At 71.1% G+C, this 16,286-nt stretch carries 16 protein-coding genes, 1 pseudogene and 1 riboswitch; of the genes and pseudogenes, 8 read left to right on the forward strand and 9 right to left on the reverse strand.

Annotated features, from left to right (window positions below):
- The first annotated feature begins 59 nt into the window (after positions 1-59).
- Entirely contained in the window at positions 60-539 is a 480-nt protein-coding gene (locus ACLZN2_RS22915; RefSeq protein WP_416980863.1) for an ATP-binding protein, read from the forward strand.
- Between the two features lie 52 nt (positions 540-591).
- Here ACLZN2_RS22915 and ACLZN2_RS22920 read toward each other — a convergent pair whose 3' ends face one another.
- From ACLZN2_RS22920 to ACLZN2_RS22945, 6 genes are all read right to left on the reverse strand, one after another.
- On the reverse strand, positions 592-1,065 hold the full coding sequence (locus ACLZN2_RS22920) for a C40 family peptidase (protein ID WP_416980864.1): 474 nt from the start codon (positions 1,063-1,065) through the stop codon (positions 592-594).
- Between the two features lie 3 nt (positions 1,066-1,068).
- A riboswitch (cyclic di-AMP (ydaO/yuaA leader) is annotated at positions 1,069-1,251 on the reverse strand.
- A 369-nt stretch (positions 1,252-1,620) separates the two neighbouring features.
- Positions 1,621-1,926, reverse strand: coding sequence for a hypothetical protein (locus tag ACLZN2_RS22925; RefSeq protein WP_416980865.1), 306 nt, complete (start codon positions 1,924-1,926; stop codon positions 1,621-1,623).
- Between the two features lie 6 nt (positions 1,927-1,932).
- Positions 1,933-2,559, reverse strand: a complete 627-nt coding sequence (locus ACLZN2_RS22930; RefSeq protein WP_416980866.1) for an ATP-dependent Clp protease proteolytic subunit — start codon at positions 2,557-2,559, stop codon at positions 1,933-1,935.
- 464 nt (positions 2,560-3,023) lie between these two features.
- Positions 3,024-3,416, reverse strand: coding sequence for a hypothetical protein (locus ACLZN2_RS22935; RefSeq protein ID WP_416980867.1), 393 nt, complete (start codon positions 3,414-3,416; stop codon positions 3,024-3,026).
- A 404-nt stretch (positions 3,417-3,820) separates the two neighbouring features.
- On the reverse strand, positions 3,821-4,519 hold the full coding sequence (locus ACLZN2_RS22940; RefSeq protein WP_416980868.1) for a response regulator: 699 nt from the start codon (positions 4,517-4,519) through the stop codon (positions 3,821-3,823).
- Positions 4,516-5,811, reverse strand: a complete 1,296-nt coding sequence (locus tag ACLZN2_RS22945; RefSeq protein ID WP_416980869.1) for a sensor histidine kinase — start codon at positions 5,809-5,811, stop codon at positions 4,516-4,518. Before ACLZN2_RS22945 ends, ACLZN2_RS22940 begins: the two co-directional genes overlap by 4 nt.
- Positions 5,812-6,024: 213 nt before the next feature.
- Between ACLZN2_RS22945 and ACLZN2_RS22950 the strand changes: the two genes are divergently transcribed.
- Positions 6,025-6,717, forward strand: coding sequence for an ABC transporter ATP-binding protein (locus tag ACLZN2_RS22950; RefSeq protein WP_416980870.1), 693 nt, complete (start codon positions 6,025-6,027; stop codon positions 6,715-6,717).
- Positions 6,714-9,059 (forward strand): ABC transporter permease, encoded by a 2,346-nt coding sequence (locus ACLZN2_RS22955; RefSeq protein ID WP_416980871.1) that lies wholly within the window; start codon positions 6,714-6,716, stop codon positions 9,057-9,059. The genes ACLZN2_RS22950 and ACLZN2_RS22955 overlap by 4 nt, the downstream gene beginning before the upstream one ends.
- Positions 9,060-9,074: 15 nt before the next feature.
- Here ACLZN2_RS22955 and ACLZN2_RS22960 read toward each other — a convergent pair whose 3' ends face one another.
- Positions 9,075-9,290, reverse strand: coding sequence for a twin-arginine translocase TatA/TatE family subunit (locus ACLZN2_RS22960; RefSeq protein WP_416980872.1), 216 nt, complete (start codon positions 9,288-9,290; stop codon positions 9,075-9,077).
- Between the two features lie 175 nt (positions 9,291-9,465).
- Between ACLZN2_RS22960 and ACLZN2_RS22965 the strand changes: the two genes are divergently transcribed.
- Complete coding sequence (locus tag ACLZN2_RS22965) at positions 9,466-10,410, forward strand: ion transporter (protein WP_416980873.1); 945 nt, start codon at positions 9,466-9,468, stop codon at positions 10,408-10,410.
- Here the strand turns inward: ACLZN2_RS22965 and ACLZN2_RS22970 are convergent.
- Positions 10,404-11,345, reverse strand: coding sequence for a matrixin family metalloprotease (locus ACLZN2_RS22970; protein WP_416980874.1), 942 nt, complete (start codon positions 11,343-11,345; stop codon positions 10,404-10,406). The two genes, ACLZN2_RS22965 and ACLZN2_RS22970, sit on opposite strands and share 7 nt — an antisense overlap.
- 377 nt (positions 11,346-11,722) lie before the next feature.
- Positions 11,723-12,118: pseudogene (locus tag ACLZN2_RS22975) on the reverse strand (sensor histidine kinase); the annotation flags it as partial.
- Between the two features lie 191 nt (positions 12,119-12,309).
- On the opposite strand from ACLZN2_RS22975, the gene ACLZN2_RS22980 reads away from it, so the two are divergent.
- From ACLZN2_RS22980 to ACLZN2_RS22995, 4 genes are read left to right on the forward strand one after another with little or no spacing between them, the layout of a single operon-like run.
- Entirely contained in the window at positions 12,310-12,753 is a 444-nt protein-coding gene (locus ACLZN2_RS22980; RefSeq protein ID WP_416980875.1) for a hypothetical protein, read from the forward strand.
- 55 nt (positions 12,754-12,808) lie between these two features.
- Positions 12,809-13,063, forward strand: a complete 255-nt coding sequence (locus ACLZN2_RS22985) for a hypothetical protein (RefSeq protein ID WP_416980876.1) — start codon at positions 12,809-12,811, stop codon at positions 13,061-13,063.
- Positions 13,063-15,252, forward strand: a complete 2,190-nt coding sequence (locus ACLZN2_RS22990) for a heavy metal translocating P-type ATPase (RefSeq protein ID WP_416980877.1) — start codon at positions 13,063-13,065, stop codon at positions 15,250-15,252. Before ACLZN2_RS22985 ends, ACLZN2_RS22990 begins: the two co-directional genes overlap by 1 nt.
- Positions 15,192-16,004: a hypothetical protein gene (locus tag ACLZN2_RS22995; RefSeq protein WP_416980878.1), complete on the forward strand. Its 813-nt coding sequence runs from the start codon at positions 15,192-15,194 to the stop codon at positions 16,002-16,004. The genes ACLZN2_RS22990 and ACLZN2_RS22995 overlap by 61 nt, the downstream gene beginning before the upstream one ends.
- Positions 16,005-16,286 lie beyond the last annotated feature (282 nt).

The raw sequence follows: 16,286 nt of genomic DNA on the forward strand, positions 1-16,286 counted from the left end.
TACTCGAACCATCCGCAGCGTGTCGGACTCCGGTCCCGTGGGAAAGGGACGAGGTCGCCATGGCAGACCATCTGGAAGCATCCGTCACTCTGCCGAGCGATCCCGCCTCGGTCTCCACGGCCCGCGGCTTCGTGGCCGGCGCGCTCGGCGAATGGGGACTGCCGGCGGACTCGGAGGCGGCCGACACCATCCGGCTGATCGTCTCCGAACTCGCGACCAACGCCGTGCAGCACACCTTCGGACAGTCACCCACCTTCACGGTGGCCCTGGTGCTCGACCGGGACGAACGGCTGCGCATCGGCGTCACCGACAGCCACCCGCGCTTCCCCAAACGACTGCCGGCCGCCGTCCAGCAGGACAACGGCCGAGGCATGGTGATCATTCGCTGGCTGACCGCCGAGCGCGGCGGCAAGCTCAGAGTCCGCCCCACACGGGAGGGCGGCAAGACGGTCACGGTCGAGCTGCCGTGGACCGTCCCGGCCGAGCCGGTGGCGGGCGCCGCGGCGCCTCCGCGACCGGGCGAGCTCCCGGGGCGGTGAGGGCGCGTCAGGGACGCCGCCACCACCCCGGGAAGCGGTGCTCGGGCAGGTCCTAGCGGACCCGGCCGTACCAGACGCTCTTGGTCCAGATCTTCTCCAGCTTCACCACGCTACCGGTCTTCGGCGAGTGCCAGATCTTGCCCTTACCGGCGTAGATCCCGACGTGGTACACGTACGACCCCGAGTGGAAGAACACCAGGTCGCCCGCCTTGCGGCTGGAGGCCGAGATGTGGCGCGTCTTGTTGTACTGCTGCGCAGCCGTGCGCGGCAGGGTCTTGCCCGCCTTCTTGAACGAGTACATCGTGAGACCTGAGCAGTCGAACCTCTTCGGTCCGGCCGCCCCGTACTTGTACGGTGCACCCTTCTTGGACGCCGCGACCTGGAGCGCCTTGGTCGCCGGCGTGGCCGCCGCGGCGTCGGAGGCGACACCGGGGATCACGATCGATCCGCCCACGGCGGCGATGGCGAACGCGGAGGCCGTACCGGCCCGGGCCATGAGCGACGGGACACGATTGAGCGCAGTCATGCGCAACCCTTCGTCAACCGCCTGTGAAGGATGACCTGTCGGATTCGGGCTGACAAAGGTGCCCGGCCGCTCGCGCGGCTTCACCCCAAGGGCTGCTCGACCCGGTCATGGCGTGACCGTTCCGGCGACCCGTCGTGCTTGGGTCCTCCACTCCTGCCGATGCACTCCTGTCGACGGGTCAATCCGGGCAGCGGCAGGACTCGGCGTCCGCCCGGACCGCCCCGCCGCTTGTGGCGGGGACTTGTCGTCAGACACGGATCTTGACTCACCGTTGACCGAAAATCCCAATGGAACCGGTGATTTGTGGGGTTCCTCACCACTCACCCGTTCGGGTGGACACCCTGATGGGGGTTCAGGTGTCAAGGCCGCCAAAGGCCCCCCGACCTGCGCCGCTACCCCTTGCGCCGACCCGGAAAACAGCGCCTTCGGCACAATGCGCTCGCTCGCAAGGGGGGCCGCCGCTACGCCGAACGGGGGTAACCCGTCTGGTGCGTTTCAGGTCCGGCCCGGACGTCACGGACGGCGCGGCGGTGCGCCGAGCCGGACGGGCGTGCGTCAACTGTCGGAGAGCGGAGGTACCGTGACGCGCGCTGTGCGGCGCTCCCCGTCCAGGACGCGCAGCGCCCGCGCGAGGGTCGGCGCGTGCAGCTCGCTCTCGCCCCGCTGGTGCATCAACGTCAGCGCGTCCCGCAGCTCCGCTGCCCTCGCCACCAGCGCCTGGGCGGCCCGCAGGCCCCGGTAGGTGTCACCGTCGTGCGCGGGATTGATCCGCCCGAGCAGATCCACCACGTCCAGATAACGGTCGATCAGCTCGGCCTCGGCGCGGGTGAGCGCGGGCAGCGGCGGCAGCTCGGGAACCATCGCGGCTCACCTCGCCCCGGCGATGTCGCGACGGCTCGGGACGACCCCGTCCACCAGGCCGTACTCCACGGCCTGAGCCGCGGTCAGGATCAGATCCCGCTCGATGTCCTCGGTCACCTGTTCGGGGGCGCGCCCGGTGTGCCGTACGAGCATCTCCTCCAGCAGGTCCCGGGTGCGGGACAGCTCCTCGGCCTGGATCGCCAGGTCGCTGGTCTGTCCCTCGACGGGCTCGGGCAGCGCCGGCTGCCGGACCACCATCCTGGCGCCCGGCAGCGCGAACCGCTTGCCCGGCGTGCCCGCCGCCAGCAGCACGGCCGCCGACGAGCCGGCCTGGCCCAGGCAGGTCGTCTCCACGTCACAGGTGACGTACCGGAGGGTGTCGTAGATCGCGGTCATCGCGCTGAACGAGCCGCCGGGGGAGTTGATGTACAGCGCGATGTCCCGGTCCGGGTCCTTGTGCTCCAGGTACATGAACTGGGCCATCACGTGGTTCGCCGCGGTGTCGTCGATCGGCGTCCCGAGGAAGACGATCCGCTCCTCCAGCAGCTTCGAGTACGGATCCATCGTGCGGTGTCCGTAGCTCGTGCGTTCCGTGAACTCGGGCAGGACGTAACGGGCGGACGGTCGGGTCATCGGGAACCCCTCCTTCGACGTCTGGCGCATCTGTAAAAAATGTACAGGACGTACGTGACGTTAGAATGGGGTCAGGTTCTGGTGATCAAGTCGAATGCCCAGCTCAGAGGCCGTTTTGACGGTTCGCCGAGGGCGGATATCTCACAACTTTCTCTACGAACTTTCGTTTGGATCGCCGGGCGGACCAGGGGAAAATGCCTGCGATGTGAAGTCCGGCCGGGTAGACGGTTGCGGTCGTCTCGTAGCGGGTGGCGATGACCGAAGCCGGACACTCATTCGCTCGTGGCCATGGGCAGTGCCGTGTGTGGCCTCAGGACATGGATGACATGCGCTGCTGCTCGGCCTTGTCACAGTGCTGGGGCGGATCGTCTGGATGCGCCTCGCCCAGGGAGAGGCGGCCTGGGCGTAGGTGGCCATCGTCGTCGGCGTGACCGCGGCACTCGGCACCGTCTTCGCGCTCAGCTTCACGATCGGTCATCTGCGGGCCGCACGCAGGCAACGATCTTGTACGGTCCCGAGGTCGACGCGGGGACCCCGCCGGGCCGGGTCCAGCCCAGAGGGGCGCCCAGGAGGTGGACCCGCTGGGGGAGGGCACCCGTGCGCATCACCTCGTCGATGGCGCCGACGGCCGTGGCGTCCAGGTCCGGCGTCGCGTCCGTGACCTGGGTGACCCCCCAGCGGGCGAGGCGTGCGCCGAGGGCACGCAGGTCGGGTGGCCCGGTACGGGGCCAACGGGCGCGGAGCCAGTCGTCGGCGCGCCACAGCCGTCCGGTGGGTCGGCCCCGGCCGTCGCGTTCGATGCCGTGGTGGTTCGCCCGCGCGCGTCCGAGGGCCAGTGCGCCGGCGGTGTTGACCATCCACAGTGCGCCGCTGCGGTGCTGGATCCGGACCGGTTCGGCGGCATGCAGGCGGTCCAGTGCCGCGGCGTCCAGCGGACCGGCGACGTCTTCGGAGTATCCGATCCCGCGGATCCAGCCGTGCTCGTCGGTGGGGTGCGCGCCAAGGTCTTGGCCAGTGCCCCGGAGTCGTTCACGGCCGGCGGGCCGCAGGGCGCCGAGCGGTCGGCCGCGGCCATCGCGTGCAGATGCAGGTGGTGGTCACACCGGCCGGGCGGCAGGGCACCGCCTCGTGCGTCGAGTACGTGCTCGCCGTCATGCGGGGTCAGTCGTGTGCCGACCTCGGTCACCGAGCCGTCCTCGACGACCTGCTCGGCCGGCTGATGCATCCGCAGGCTGCCCAGCAGGGGCCCGTCACGCCGTCGTCAGTGTTCGGCGGTCGGCTGTGCGGGCGCCTGCCCGCCGACGCTGACCAGCCCGGTCTCGTAGGCGGCGATGACGGCCTGGACGCGGTCACGGAGTTGGAGCTTGCCGAGGACGCGGGAGACGTGGGTTTTGACGGTCGTCTCGGCCAGGTGGAGGCGGTCGGCGACTTCCGAGTTGCTCAGCCCCCGGGCCACCAGACCCAGGACTTCGCGTTCGCGCGAGGTCAGCGAGGCGAGGTCGCGGTGGATCGAGGCCGTATGACTCCCGTGTCGCGTGAACCGTTCGACCAGGCGGCGGGTGACGGCCGGTGCGAGCAGGGCGTCACCGGAGCGGACCGTGCGGACGGCGGAGATCAGCTGCTCGGGGGTGACGTCCTTGAGGAGGAAGCCGCTGGCACCGGCGGACAGCGCCGCGTAGACGTACTGGTCGAGGTCGAAGGTGGTCAGGATGATCACACGGGGTTCGCCCGGGGCGCCGGTGAGGATGCGGCGGGTGGCCTCCAGGCCGTCCATCTCCGGCATCCGCACGTCCATCAGGACCACGTCGGGCCGGGTACGGCGGACCGCGTCGACGGCTTCGGACCCGTCGGTGGCCTCGGCGACCACCTCGATGCCGCCGGAGCGCAGGATCATCCGGAATCCGGTGCGGACAAGGGTCTGGTCGTCGGCGAGCACCACACGCGGCGGCGGCTCGGTCACGGTGCCTCCAGGGGGATGAGTGCCTCGACACGGTAGCCGCCGGTGAGGCGCCGGCCGGTGTGCAGGGTGCCGTCGTAGACGGAAAGACGCTCGCGCAGGCCGAGCAGCCCGCGGCCGTTACCCGTGCCCGCCCCGGGGCCGGGAAGGCCGCCGGTGTCGGAGACTTCCACCCTGAGCCGGTCGGGGGCGTACTCGACGGAGACGGTGGCATGTGCCCCGGAGGCGTGTTTGACGGTGTTGGTCAGGGCCTCCTGGATTACGCGGTAGGCGGTGAGCCCGATGCCCGGTGGCATGGGGCGGGACGTTCCGGTGATCTCCAGGTCGACCGGCAGGCCGGTCTCCCGGACCCGCCCGATGAGTGCCTCCAACTGCTCCAGACCTGGTTGCGGGGTCAGGTTCTCGGTGCGGTCCGCATCCTGGCTGCCGCTGTCCATGGTGAGCAGGCCCATGACGTGACGCAGCTCGGTCATGGCCGCCCGGCCGCTCGCCTCGACGGCGAGCAGTGCTTCGTCGGCCTCGTCGGGTACGGCTCTCATGACCCTGCGGGCGGCGCCGGCCTGGATGACCATGACGCTGACGTTGTGGGTGACGACGTCGTGCAGTTCGCGGGCGATCCTGGCGCGTTCCTCGCCGACGGCGCGGCGCAGCGCCTCGGCCTGTTCGCGTTCCACGGTGGCCAGCCGGGCGCGGCCCTCGTCGGTGCGAACTCGCCAGGTGCGCAGGCCGTTGGCGACCATCGCCAGCGGCCCGAGGATCCACAGGACCACGTACTCGTTCGGGACGATGCCCGGCTGATACGGGTAGACGTGGGTGGTCGAGGTGCCCGACGTGTAGACCAGGAGGACCGCCGTCGGTACGGCCGCCAGGGTGGGAATCCGGTACGGGCTGTAGGCGGCGGCGCTGTAGACGGCGACGACGAGGGGGTAGAAGGTCAGCCGCGCAACGTCCTGAGGGGTCAGCAGCGCCAGGCAGGTCACGGTGCACAACACGGCGAGCGGGTAGCGGCGGCGCAGTACCAGGGCGCCCGAGGTGACGAGCGCGAGGGCGCTCAAGGCGACCGCGGCGTCCGTACCCGACGGGTGGATCGCCTTCTCCACACCGGGGAGGACCTCGCGAACCTGATTGTTCGTGACGTCGATGGCGTAGTAGACGGTGGTGGCGGCGAAAGCCACCGCCACCACCAGGTCGAACTGCCACCCGCGCCGGGTGAGTCGCGGTGCCGGCCCGGTCGGGTGCAGCGCACGGCGGGCTGTCTCCCGCAGCCGGTCCACCGCGGTCGTCTCGTTCGTCACCGGCACATTCTCACCGCCACCCCGCCCCCGTGGGATCCGTCTCGGAGATCACTCCTGGAACCCCACGTACATCAGCCGCCTACTTCTCAGGGAGGACACCGGCAGGTCCTCGTTCCGACGGAGGACCACGAACGGCTCGGGCGGAGGACGTGGCCGGACCGGGAGCCCGCCTAGCGTCCAGGGCGCCAGACGCGTGGACACAAGGAGCCCTTCATGACCGAGCCGGTGATCGAACTGCGCGACGTGAGGCGCAGATACGACGACGGGCCGCCGGCCCTGCACGACGTGTCGCTGACCGTGCGGTCCGGCGAGGCTGTCGCGGTCCTCGGGCCGTCCGGCAGTGGCAAGTCCACGCTGCTCAACCTGATCGCCGGCCTGGACCGCCCTGACGCGGGGACTGTCACCGTGGACGGTGTACGGGTCGACCGGCTGGGCGAGGCCGCGGCGGCCCGCTACCGGCGCTCCAAGGTCGGCATGGTCTTCCAGTTCTTCAACCTGCTCGACGATCTGACTGTCGCCGACAACGTCGCGCTGCCCGCGCAGTTGGCGGGCATGGCGCGGGGCGAGGCGCATCACCGCGCGGCGGAGCTCCTCGAAACCCTCGGTGTCGACCGGCACGCCCGCGCCCACCCGGGACGGCTGTCCGGCGGTGAACGCCAGCGCGTCGCGGTGGCACGGGCGCTGATGAACCGCCCGCCGCTGATCCTCGCCGACGAACCCACCGGCGCGCTCGACACGGCCGCCGGCGACGACGTCAGCCGGCTGCTCAGGGAACTCAACGCCGAGGGCCAGACCCTCGTCGTGGTCACCCACGACCTCACCCTGGCCCGCTCCTGCACGGACCGCACGATCCGCATCGTCGACGGTCGGATCGCCGAGGACATCAGCGCGGGGGCGACCCGATGAGCGCGCTGGGCCGGGTGGTGCGCTCGGGTGTGGGACGGCGCCGGGTACAGACGCTCGTGATCGGCCTGACCGCGATGATGGCGGTGGCCGCGTCCGTCCTGGGAGGCTCGCTGCTGGTGGTCTCCGGCGCGCCGTTCGACGACGCCTTCGCCCGGCAGCACGGCGCGCACCTGTCCGTGGAGTTCGACGCGGCCCGCACCAGCGCCGGGCAGGCGAAGGACACCGGGCGCGCCGACGGGGTGGCAGCCTCGGCAGGCCCGTTCCGCACGGTGTCGCTCACTCCACGCGTCCGCGACGGCGCGGACGAGTGGCCGATGACCGTCGTCGGCCGCGGCGATCCCGACGGAGCGGTCGACGACCTCACGCTGACCGCCGGGCGCTGGGCCATCCGTCCCGGCGAGATCGTGCTGAACACCGACGCCTCACTGTTCCCCACCCTCGGTCTCGAACTCACCTTCCCGGGGCTGCCCGGCGACCCCACCCTGAAGGTGGTGGGCGCGGCCCGCTCGGTCACCCAGACCGCCGACGCGTGGGTGACACCGGCCCAGGTCACCGCGCTCACCACGCCCGAACGCCCCGGCGGCTACCAGATGCTCTACCGCTTCACCGCCGCCGACACCGCCGCACAGGTCGCGGCAGGCCGCAAGGCCGTGACAACGGGAGCCAAGGCCGTGACGGGGACGCAATCCTGGCTCACCGTCAGGGCCTCCGCCGAGCGCGACACCGCGCTCTACGTACCCTTCCTCCTCGCTTTCGGTGTCCTGGGCCTGGTCATGTCGGTGCTCATCGTGGGCAACGTGGTCGCCGGCACCGTGGGTGCGGGACTGCGCCGGATCGGCGTCCTCAAGGCCATCGGCTTCACCCCGGCGCAGGTGGTGCGGGCCTACGTGGGCCAGGCGCTCATCCCGGCGGCGGCCGGCATGGCGCTCGGCGTCCTCGCGGGCCACCTGCTGGCCGTGCCGGTGATGTCCGAGACGGAGGACGTCTACGGCGCCACGTCCCTTGCCGTCGCCCCCTGGGTCGACGCGGCCGTGGTCGCCGGCGTGCTCGGCCTGGTCGCGGTGACCGCATGGGCGAGCGCCTGGCGGGCCGGGCGGCTGCGCACGGTCGACGCGATCGCCGTCGGGCGCGGCGCGCGGACGGACCGCGGCCGGTGGGCGGCACGCCTGGCCGGACGGCTGCCTCTGTCACGGCCGCTCGCCCTGGGGCTGACCCGCCCCTTCGCCCGCCCCGCCCGTGCCCTTGGCATGGGGACGGGGATCCTGTTCGGCGCCACGGCCATCACCTTCACTGTGGGCATGGGTGCATCGCTCGGCGAAGTGACGAGCGTAAGGGCCCACGACGCCGCCGACGTGACCGTGGCCGCGCCGCTGCCAGAACCCGGCCCCGACGGTCCGATCGCCGACACGCGGCCCGAGTCCGATGCCGCCGCGGTCACCGCGGCGATCGACGCCCAGCCCTCGACCCGGACCTACTACACCACCGCGACAGCCCGGGCCACCGTCCCCGGCGTGGCCGGCACCACCGCGGTCGTCGCCTTCACGGGCGACGCCTCCTGGGGCGGCTACACGATGATCTCCGGCCGCTGGATCGACGGGCCCGGAGAGGCCGTGGTGCCCACCGGCTTCCTCACCGCCACCGGTAAACACATCGGGGACACCGTCACGCTGGGCGGCCTGGGCGAGGCGGTCACGGTCCGGATCGTCGGCGAGGTCCTCGACCCCCGCAACGACGGCATGCAGACGTTCACCGACACCGCGACGCTCGCACCCGCGCACCCGGACCTTACCGACACCACGCAGCACATCGCGGTGAAATCCGGCACCGACGTGGCCAGTTATGTCGACACGCTGAACAAGAGCCTGAAACCGCTGGGGGTCACCGCCCGGACCGGCGGGGCCGAAGGCGGCAGCGACATGGTCGCCACCTTGAACGCCCTGTCGGCGCTCCTGACGCTGGTGCTCGTTGCCGTCGCCGCGCTGGGCGTGCTCAACGCGGTCGTGCTCGACACCCGTGAACGCGTCCGGGAACTCGGCGTGCACAAAGCCCTGGGCATGACCCCGCGGCAGATGATCGCGATGGTCGTCACCTCCGTCGTCGTGACCGGACTGGCCGGCGGCACCTTGGCCGTTCCACTCGGCGTCACTCTGCACGGGTGGGTCATTCCCGCCATGGGCCACAGCGCCGGCCTCAACCTCCCGGACTCCGTACTCGCCGTCTACCACGCCGCCGAACTGACCCTGCTCGCCCTGGGGGGCCCGCTCATCGCCGTCCTGGGCGCGCTGCTGCCCGCGAGCTGGGCGGCCAAAGCCCGTACCGCCGTGGCCCTTCGTACCGAGTAGGGCGTGACGCCTACGTCAGGAACGCGAGGTCGGCTCGTCCCGTTCGACCACTGTGCCGGAGACGACCGTCCTCGATCCGGCGGGAGCGCCAGCCGCGTCCTGCTCCTTCAAAGCCCTGGCCTCGCTCTTGAAGATCCGGGCGGCCCTGCCCGCCGACCGCGTCAACTCGGGCAGCTTCTTGATCCCGAGGATGACCACGACGACGAGGAGGATGAGGGCCAGCTCACTCATGCCGAACATCGTGCGCTCTCTTTCCCGGGCTTGCGGCGCCCGATCGGCGGACCGGTGACGCACGGAAATCTACGTTGCTGTAGAAGTCTCTCCTGGAGCATGACCGCTCAACAAGGCCGCCTTCCAGACCGGTTGGCCGAGACCGTTACCCCGCACCAGGAGCAGACACAACAGGATGCCGGACCGCCACGCCCCCACCGCCGGTACGGCGGCTCACCCCGCCCGTCTGGAGCTGGCCCACCGCTGCCGCGCCCTCACCGAGGCCCGCTGGTTCGCCCTCACCGTCTTCGCGGTGATCCTCGCCAACGCGGCGCTGCTGGGGGTGGAGACGTACAGCGGACTGGTCGCCGACTGGCACCGCTGGTTACGCCTCGCCGAGCACCTCTGCCTGGCCGCCTTCACTGTCGAGATCCTGCTGCGCCTCGGCGCGCACGCGGACCGCCCCAGGGACTTCTTCCGCGACCCCTGGAACCTCTTCGACCTGGCCGTCGTCCTGTGTGCGTTCCTGCCCGTCGTCCGCGAGAACACCACCGTCCTACGGCTGTTGCGCCTGGCCCGCGTCCTGCGCACCGCCCGCTTCCTGCCGCAGCTCCGTGTCGTCCTGGTCGCGGTCGCCCGCAGCCTCCCCGGCACCCTGAGCTTCCTGCTCGTCGGTGCCCTGCTCCTGTACGTCTACGCCATGGTCGGCTGGGTCTTCTTCGCCCGCCACGACCCCGAGCACTACGGCTCCATCGGCCGCTCGGTCCTCACCCTCTTCCTGCTGATGACCCTGGACGGCATCGGCGACGCGGTCCGCGCCGGCCTGGAGGTCTCCCGCTGGAGCCTCGTCTACTACACCTCCTACGTCCTCATCGCCTCCTTCGTCCTCGTCAACGTCCTCATCGGGGTCGTTCTCACCTCCCTTGAGGAGGCCAAGGAAATGGAGAAGGAGGAACCACCGGCTCTGCCGGAACAACAGGCGTCCGAAGACGGGCACGCACTTCTCGACCGCATCACCGCGGCCCGCCGCGCCCTGGACGACCTCGAACGAGAACTCGCTCACGGGAGGCCGTCCGTCGTCCCCGGCACTGGCTGTTCACGCGACGGCGTCGGCGTCGCTCGGCAAAGCGCTGCTCAGTAGAGGGCACTCAGGCCGAGGACGTCTCCCCGGCCCAGGGCGCGGGCTCCCGTGGTGCACGCGAACGAGTTCGTGAACATGGTCTGGTTCTCGTGGCCGGGGCCGACATGGGCCAGACCGAAGACGTGTCCCGCCTCGTGGGTGGCGACGCTGCGGATGTCGTAGGCGCCAGTACAGTCGTCGGCGGGATTGTTCGTGAACGTGTAGTCACTGGTGTTGAAGCGGACGTCGGCCTCCTTCAGCCAGTCCGGGCCGCCGCGCACCCGGCGGCTCCATGAGCAGGTCGTGGCGACGAGTTCCCTGCTCAGCTCCCCGGCGTCCCAGACGCTCTGACCGTCGCGTGCGGTGCAGTGACCCTTGCGGTCGATGCCGGCTTCACGACGGGTCAGGGAGTGGTACTTGGCCCGCGCTCCCACGACGTCGTCGTACCCGCAGTCGTTGCGGGTGCCGGTGATCGTTCCGATGGCCTGCTCGAAGACGCGGCGAGCCTCGCGAGGGGTGAGACCGCCGGGCAGGGTGTCGTCGCCGAGCCACCAGTCGTAGGTGCCGTACTCCTTGTGGCCGGAGAGGGCGTAGGCGCCGTCGGCGCACGCGGCGCGGCCGGCAGTGCCCGCGGCGGAGGCGCGGGGGCGCTCCCCGGAACCGGCGTGGGCCTCCAGGCCGTAGGAGATCGTGCCGTCGGCGGCGACCGCCAAGGTGAAGCCATGCCGCGAGCCGTCCACCGCCAGGGCGTCGACGCCGACCGTCATGCCTGGTTCGGGCACCGTGACGCCGACGCCCTCATGGGTGACGAGGCGTCCGACGGCCGCGCAGTCGAGCACGGAGGATCCGGTGGGCAGGTCGTCCGCCGTCAGTACGCCCGGCGGGAGGACACACCCGTCGACCGCTTGCGTGAGTGTGCTGCTGTCGGCCGTCGCCAAAGGCACGGCAAGAGTCACTGCCGCGATGATCCTGCCCACCATTCCCGGCCCGCGCCACCCTGCCACTTCGCCTCCGCCTGCATGTCCGTCCTCCGGACGGAACCTGATCGAGTCGCGGAGAAGTTAGCCGCCCCACACGGACTGAAAACCATCTTTAATGCCGCCTGTTTGAGTGACCACTCAAACGGCGGGTCGTCTGTTGACCCGATGGACAGACAGGTTGTCTTCACCGCGAGGCGTGACATCCGGCCCGCTCAGGGCGAGACGGGCAAGCCGACTCCCGCGCCTCCCAGAGAGGTTCCCGGGCCGCGGGCAAGGGAGGCTGAAGCCGGGGCACCACTGGCACGTCGGCGCCGTCCGCGGGGGGCCGGTCTTGCCCATGCGCCCCTGGACCGTCCGCGGTACGTCATCGGCCTCCTGACGGTGCCGCCGAGGAGTTCGGCTCTCTGGGCCAGGCCGACAAGGCCGTGATGGGCGCTTGGCAGGGCGAACGCGCGTCTGTTGGGGGCGGTGTTGGTGAGGGCGGAGCGGACGGCGCCATCCACGTGGTGGATGCGGACGGTCGCTGTGGCGCCTGGGGCGTGTTTGCGGACATTGGTCAACGCATCCAGGACGGTGCGGTAGAAGGCGCACAAAACCGTGGGTGGAAGGTCGTCGGGCAGGTCGGTCGTCAGCTTCGCTTCGATGCCGCTGGCGTCGACGAGGCGCTCCAGGTCGGCGAGGTCTGGCTGGGGGGTGAGTTCCGGGTGGCAGCTGCCGGAGGCCCCCAGAACGTTGATCATGTGCCGCAGCAGCTCACCCTCCGGGGGCCCCGGGGCGGCACCGGGCCCGGCTCCGCGGGGGCCCCTGATCAGCTCGATCAATCTTCGATGACACAGACCCGCATCCGTCAACGTTCGATGGCACGCGGTTCGAAGTTCCGTGACGCCAGACATTGACCGGGCGCTCTATGCCCGCAGGAACGAAGTTGGGCGGACCAACAATGCGCTCAAGGGCTTCGAGATGGGCCGCGTCCGGTGACGACGAGCCGGAGAACCCGGCGCCGGTCGTCAAGCTCACCGTGAAGGGAGCGGAGGGAGCGAAGGGAGCGGAGGGAGCGGAGGCCGCGGAGGCCGCGGAGGGGACGGCCGAGGGCAGCGCCTCCACCACGGCCGCCTCGGCGACCACGAAGAGTTCGGGCAGCTCCACGGCCACCGCGTCCAGCAGCGACTCGACCGCCCGTGGGCCCGGTGTCGCCGGGCTGGTCGTGGGCGTGCTGGGGCTGGCGGCCGGGGTGTTCGCCGTCGCCCGCAACCGTTCCGCCGGATCCCGGGCGAGTAGACCGGTCGGTGCCCCTGCCGTCGGACATCTGGCGGCAGGGACACCATGTGTGACGCGCGCCATACATCTCCTTCGGAACCCGGCCCGTGGCTTGTCCGACCAGTGAATCGGTACGGCGCAAAACGAGCGCCGCCGTACGACGTGACCTGGAGACGCGGTTGATGGACGAGTCCCGGCAATCCCCCTTGAGCGGCGCAGCCGCAATCCCACGGAAGGCGGCACCCCCACCCGCGCTCTGCGGCTTCCTCCTGCTGCTGGTCCTGATCTTCACGGTGTCCTACGTCGTGGGTGCCGGCGCCGGTCCTGTCGCACCCGGTATGCACGGCAACAGGACCGGCAGTGACCGTGGCGGTGGGAGTGGTGGAGGCATGGACGACATGGGGGACATGGACGGCATGCAGGGAGGACACGGCTGATGGGCGCCGAACCAGGGACCGTCCTTGTGACGACCGACCTGACCGTCGGCGGCATGACCTGCGCGGCCTGCGTGAATCGTGTCGAGAAGAAGCTCGGCAAGCTGGACGGGGTCACCGCCACGGTCAATCTGGCCACCGGGATGGCTCGGGTGAGTCATCCGGCGGGCATCAGCCCGGACGAACTCGTCGCGACCGTCGAGAAGGCCGGTTACACGGCCGCCCTGCCGGAGCCGCCCAGGGCCAAGGAGCCCGAGGACGCCGACGACGAGTCCGACGAAACCAGGCAGGAGCGCCACCGGCTGGTCGTGACAGCCGTTCTCGCACTTCCGGTGCTGGTGCTGTCGATGGTGCCGGCCCTGCAGTTCCTCAACTGGCAGTGGCTGTGTTTCGCCCTGACGGCGCCGGTCACCGTGTGGGGGGCCTGGCCCTTCCACGAGCGGGCGGTGCGGGGGCTGCGGCACTCGGCGGCCACCATGGACACCCTGGTGTCGCTGGGCGTGGTGGCCTCCTTCGCCTGGTCGTCGTACGCGCTCTTCCTCGGCGGCGCGGGCGATCCGTGGATGCGGATGCCGTTCACGCTCGTGCCCTCCGCCTCGGACGGGATCGCGCACATCTATCTCGAAGCAGCCGTCGGCGTACCGCTGTTCGTGCTCGCCGGGCGGTTCCTGGAGGCGCGGGCCCGGCACGGGACCGGGGAGGCGCTGCGGTCGCTGGCGCGGCTGGCGGCCAAGGAGGTCGCCGTCCGGGAGGACGACGGTTCCGAACGGCTCATCCCCATCGAGGAGTTGAGGGCGGGGCAGGTCTTCGTCGTCCGGCCGGGAGAGCGGGTCGCCACCGACGGGCGGGTGACGGAGGGCAGTTCGGCCGTGGATCTGTCCCTGGTCACCGGCGAGAGCGAGCCCGTGGAGGTGGGGCCAGGGTCGGCGGTGGTCGGCGGGGCCGTCAACGCCGGCGGGCTGCTGCTCGTACGGGCGACGGCCGTCGGGGCGGACACGCAGCTCGCCCGGATCACCCGGCTGGTGACCGAGGCGCAGGCGGGGAAGGCGCGGGCGCAGCGGCTGGCGGACTCGGTGGCGGGGGTGTTCGTGCCGGTCGTGCTGGCGCTGGCCGCCACCGCGCTCGGGTTCTGGCTGGGCGCGGGGGCCGATCCGCAGGCGGCGATCACCGCGTGCGTCGCCGTCCTGGTGGTGGCGTGCCCGTGCGCGCTGGGGCTCGCGACCCCGACCGCGCTGATGGCCGCGACCGGCCGGGGTGCCCAGCTGGGTGTCCTGGTCACCGGGCCGCAGGCGCTGGAGGGGCTTCAGCATCTCGACGCCGTCGTCCTCGACAAGACCGGCACGCTCACCACCGGCCATATGACCGTCGCCCGGGTGACCGCCGTAGCCGACGGGCTCGGGAGCGCTGCGGTGCTGCGGCTGGCCGGCGCTGTGGAGCAGGGTTCGGAACACCCGCTCGGACGGGCGGTCGCCGCCTACGCCCGGCGGGAGTCGGGCGCCCAGCGGCTGCCGGATGTCGCTGACTTCAGCTCTCTGCCGGGGCGGGGTGTACGGGGGCGCGTCGAGGGGCGGCTGGTCGACCCCGCCGGGACCACCCCGAGCACCCCCCGCACCGGACACCGGCACCTCCCCCACCGCGAACGCGACGCCGAACGGCTACACGGAGATCTTCAAGGACAAGCCGCTCACCCTGCGCGCCCAGTTCACCGACGGCCGCAGCTCGTACACCACCGTCGACCTGGACGCACCGAAGATCGACGCGAACGCCTCCAGCGCGACGACGGGAGCCGAGCTGCAATACGAGGAGTTCGGCAGCCGGCACACCCTGCGCTTCGTGACGACCGCGGGAAAGAGCGCGGGCACCACCCCCGAGGAGTGCGCCCAGGGCGCGGCGACCAACGCGCTGCCCTCCGAACTCGACGGCGACGCCCAGGGCGAGCAGTTGACCCCGGGCACGGTTCTGTGCACGGTCACCGACGAGGGCAACCTGGCGATGCTCAGCTTCAAGGACGTCGTCCTCCAGGAGGACGGGGCCGGCTTCAAGGCACGCGACTACGTCACCGAGCTGACCCTCTGGAAGGCGCCCTGACCCGGCCGTCGCGCAACGAAGCGGAAGAAAGCGGAAGGAATCCGTGTCCCGTCGTACCAACTCGTCCTGCCTGGGCATCGCCGGCAGGGGCTGTCTGCTGCTGAACCTGTGGGTCCTGGTCGGCTACGCCCTGGCGCTGCCGGTCACCGTGCCCGACCTGATGGCCTCCCAGAAGCCGCCGCAGGAGGTGCACGGCTTCGACCAGTACGCCGTCCTGTACGGCGTACCCGTCGCGGCCGCCGCAGCCGTGACGGCGTTCACGTGCCGGACCCGCCCCTTCCCGCCGTGGGTGTTCCTCGCCCGTACGGCGGCCGTTCTCGTCCTGGGCTGGGCCGCCGTCGCCTGGGCCGGGGCCCGCTTCGACTCACCCGAGTGGAGCTCACGCTCCCTGGCCCAGAGCGGGGCGGCCGGCCTCGCCGCGCTCCTCTGCCACCGGGCGGCACGCTGGTGGGACAACGGCGGCCTCAACGGCGGCCGCCGCCGCCCGGCCGCGGGCGAGATCTGGCACGCCCTGGTCCCCTTCCGGGAGTCGGACGCCGAACTGCCCCACTACTGCGTGGTCATGAGGCCCCGCCTCCGCCACGTCGAGGTGCTCCAGATCACCAGCCAGAACAAGGACGACCGCGCCGACCACGTCCGCATCCCCAACGACGGCTGGGACTTCACGTCCGGCAAGGCCCACTGGGTCGAGATCGGCCTTCCTCCGCGCCGGGTGCCCTACGTCAACTTCACGAACGTCCGGCCCCAGGGACGCTGCCCGAAACCGACATGGAAACAGCTCCGCGACGGCCGCCCCGCCCCCACGCCCTCCGGCACGCCGAACGTGTGGTCACGCATCACCCAGCGTCTTGGGTGAGTCACGGACGCTCGCGGACTCGGCAGTCGGTCAACGGCACACGCGGATCAGCGGCAGAGGGACACAACCGGGAACGGCGACGTTCGTCAGGTGGCCCGCCCAGTGCCCAATCGCCGCGCGTCACGCACAGGTGCGTAGAGGGCGCTGAGGAAGATCACACCTCAAGCCGCGATCCAGAGAGCCGACGCTCCGGAGCGGTACTCACGAACGGCCCCGACGAGAATCACCGTGTTGGCGAGGACACCGAAGGCCGAGATCAGAGCGCTGATGCGGTTGGTCACG

This window comes from Streptomyces sp. T028 (genome assembly GCF_048159505.1).
In the GTDB taxonomy this organism is placed as follows: Bacteria; Actinomycetota; Actinomycetes; order Streptomycetales; family Streptomycetaceae; genus Streptomyces.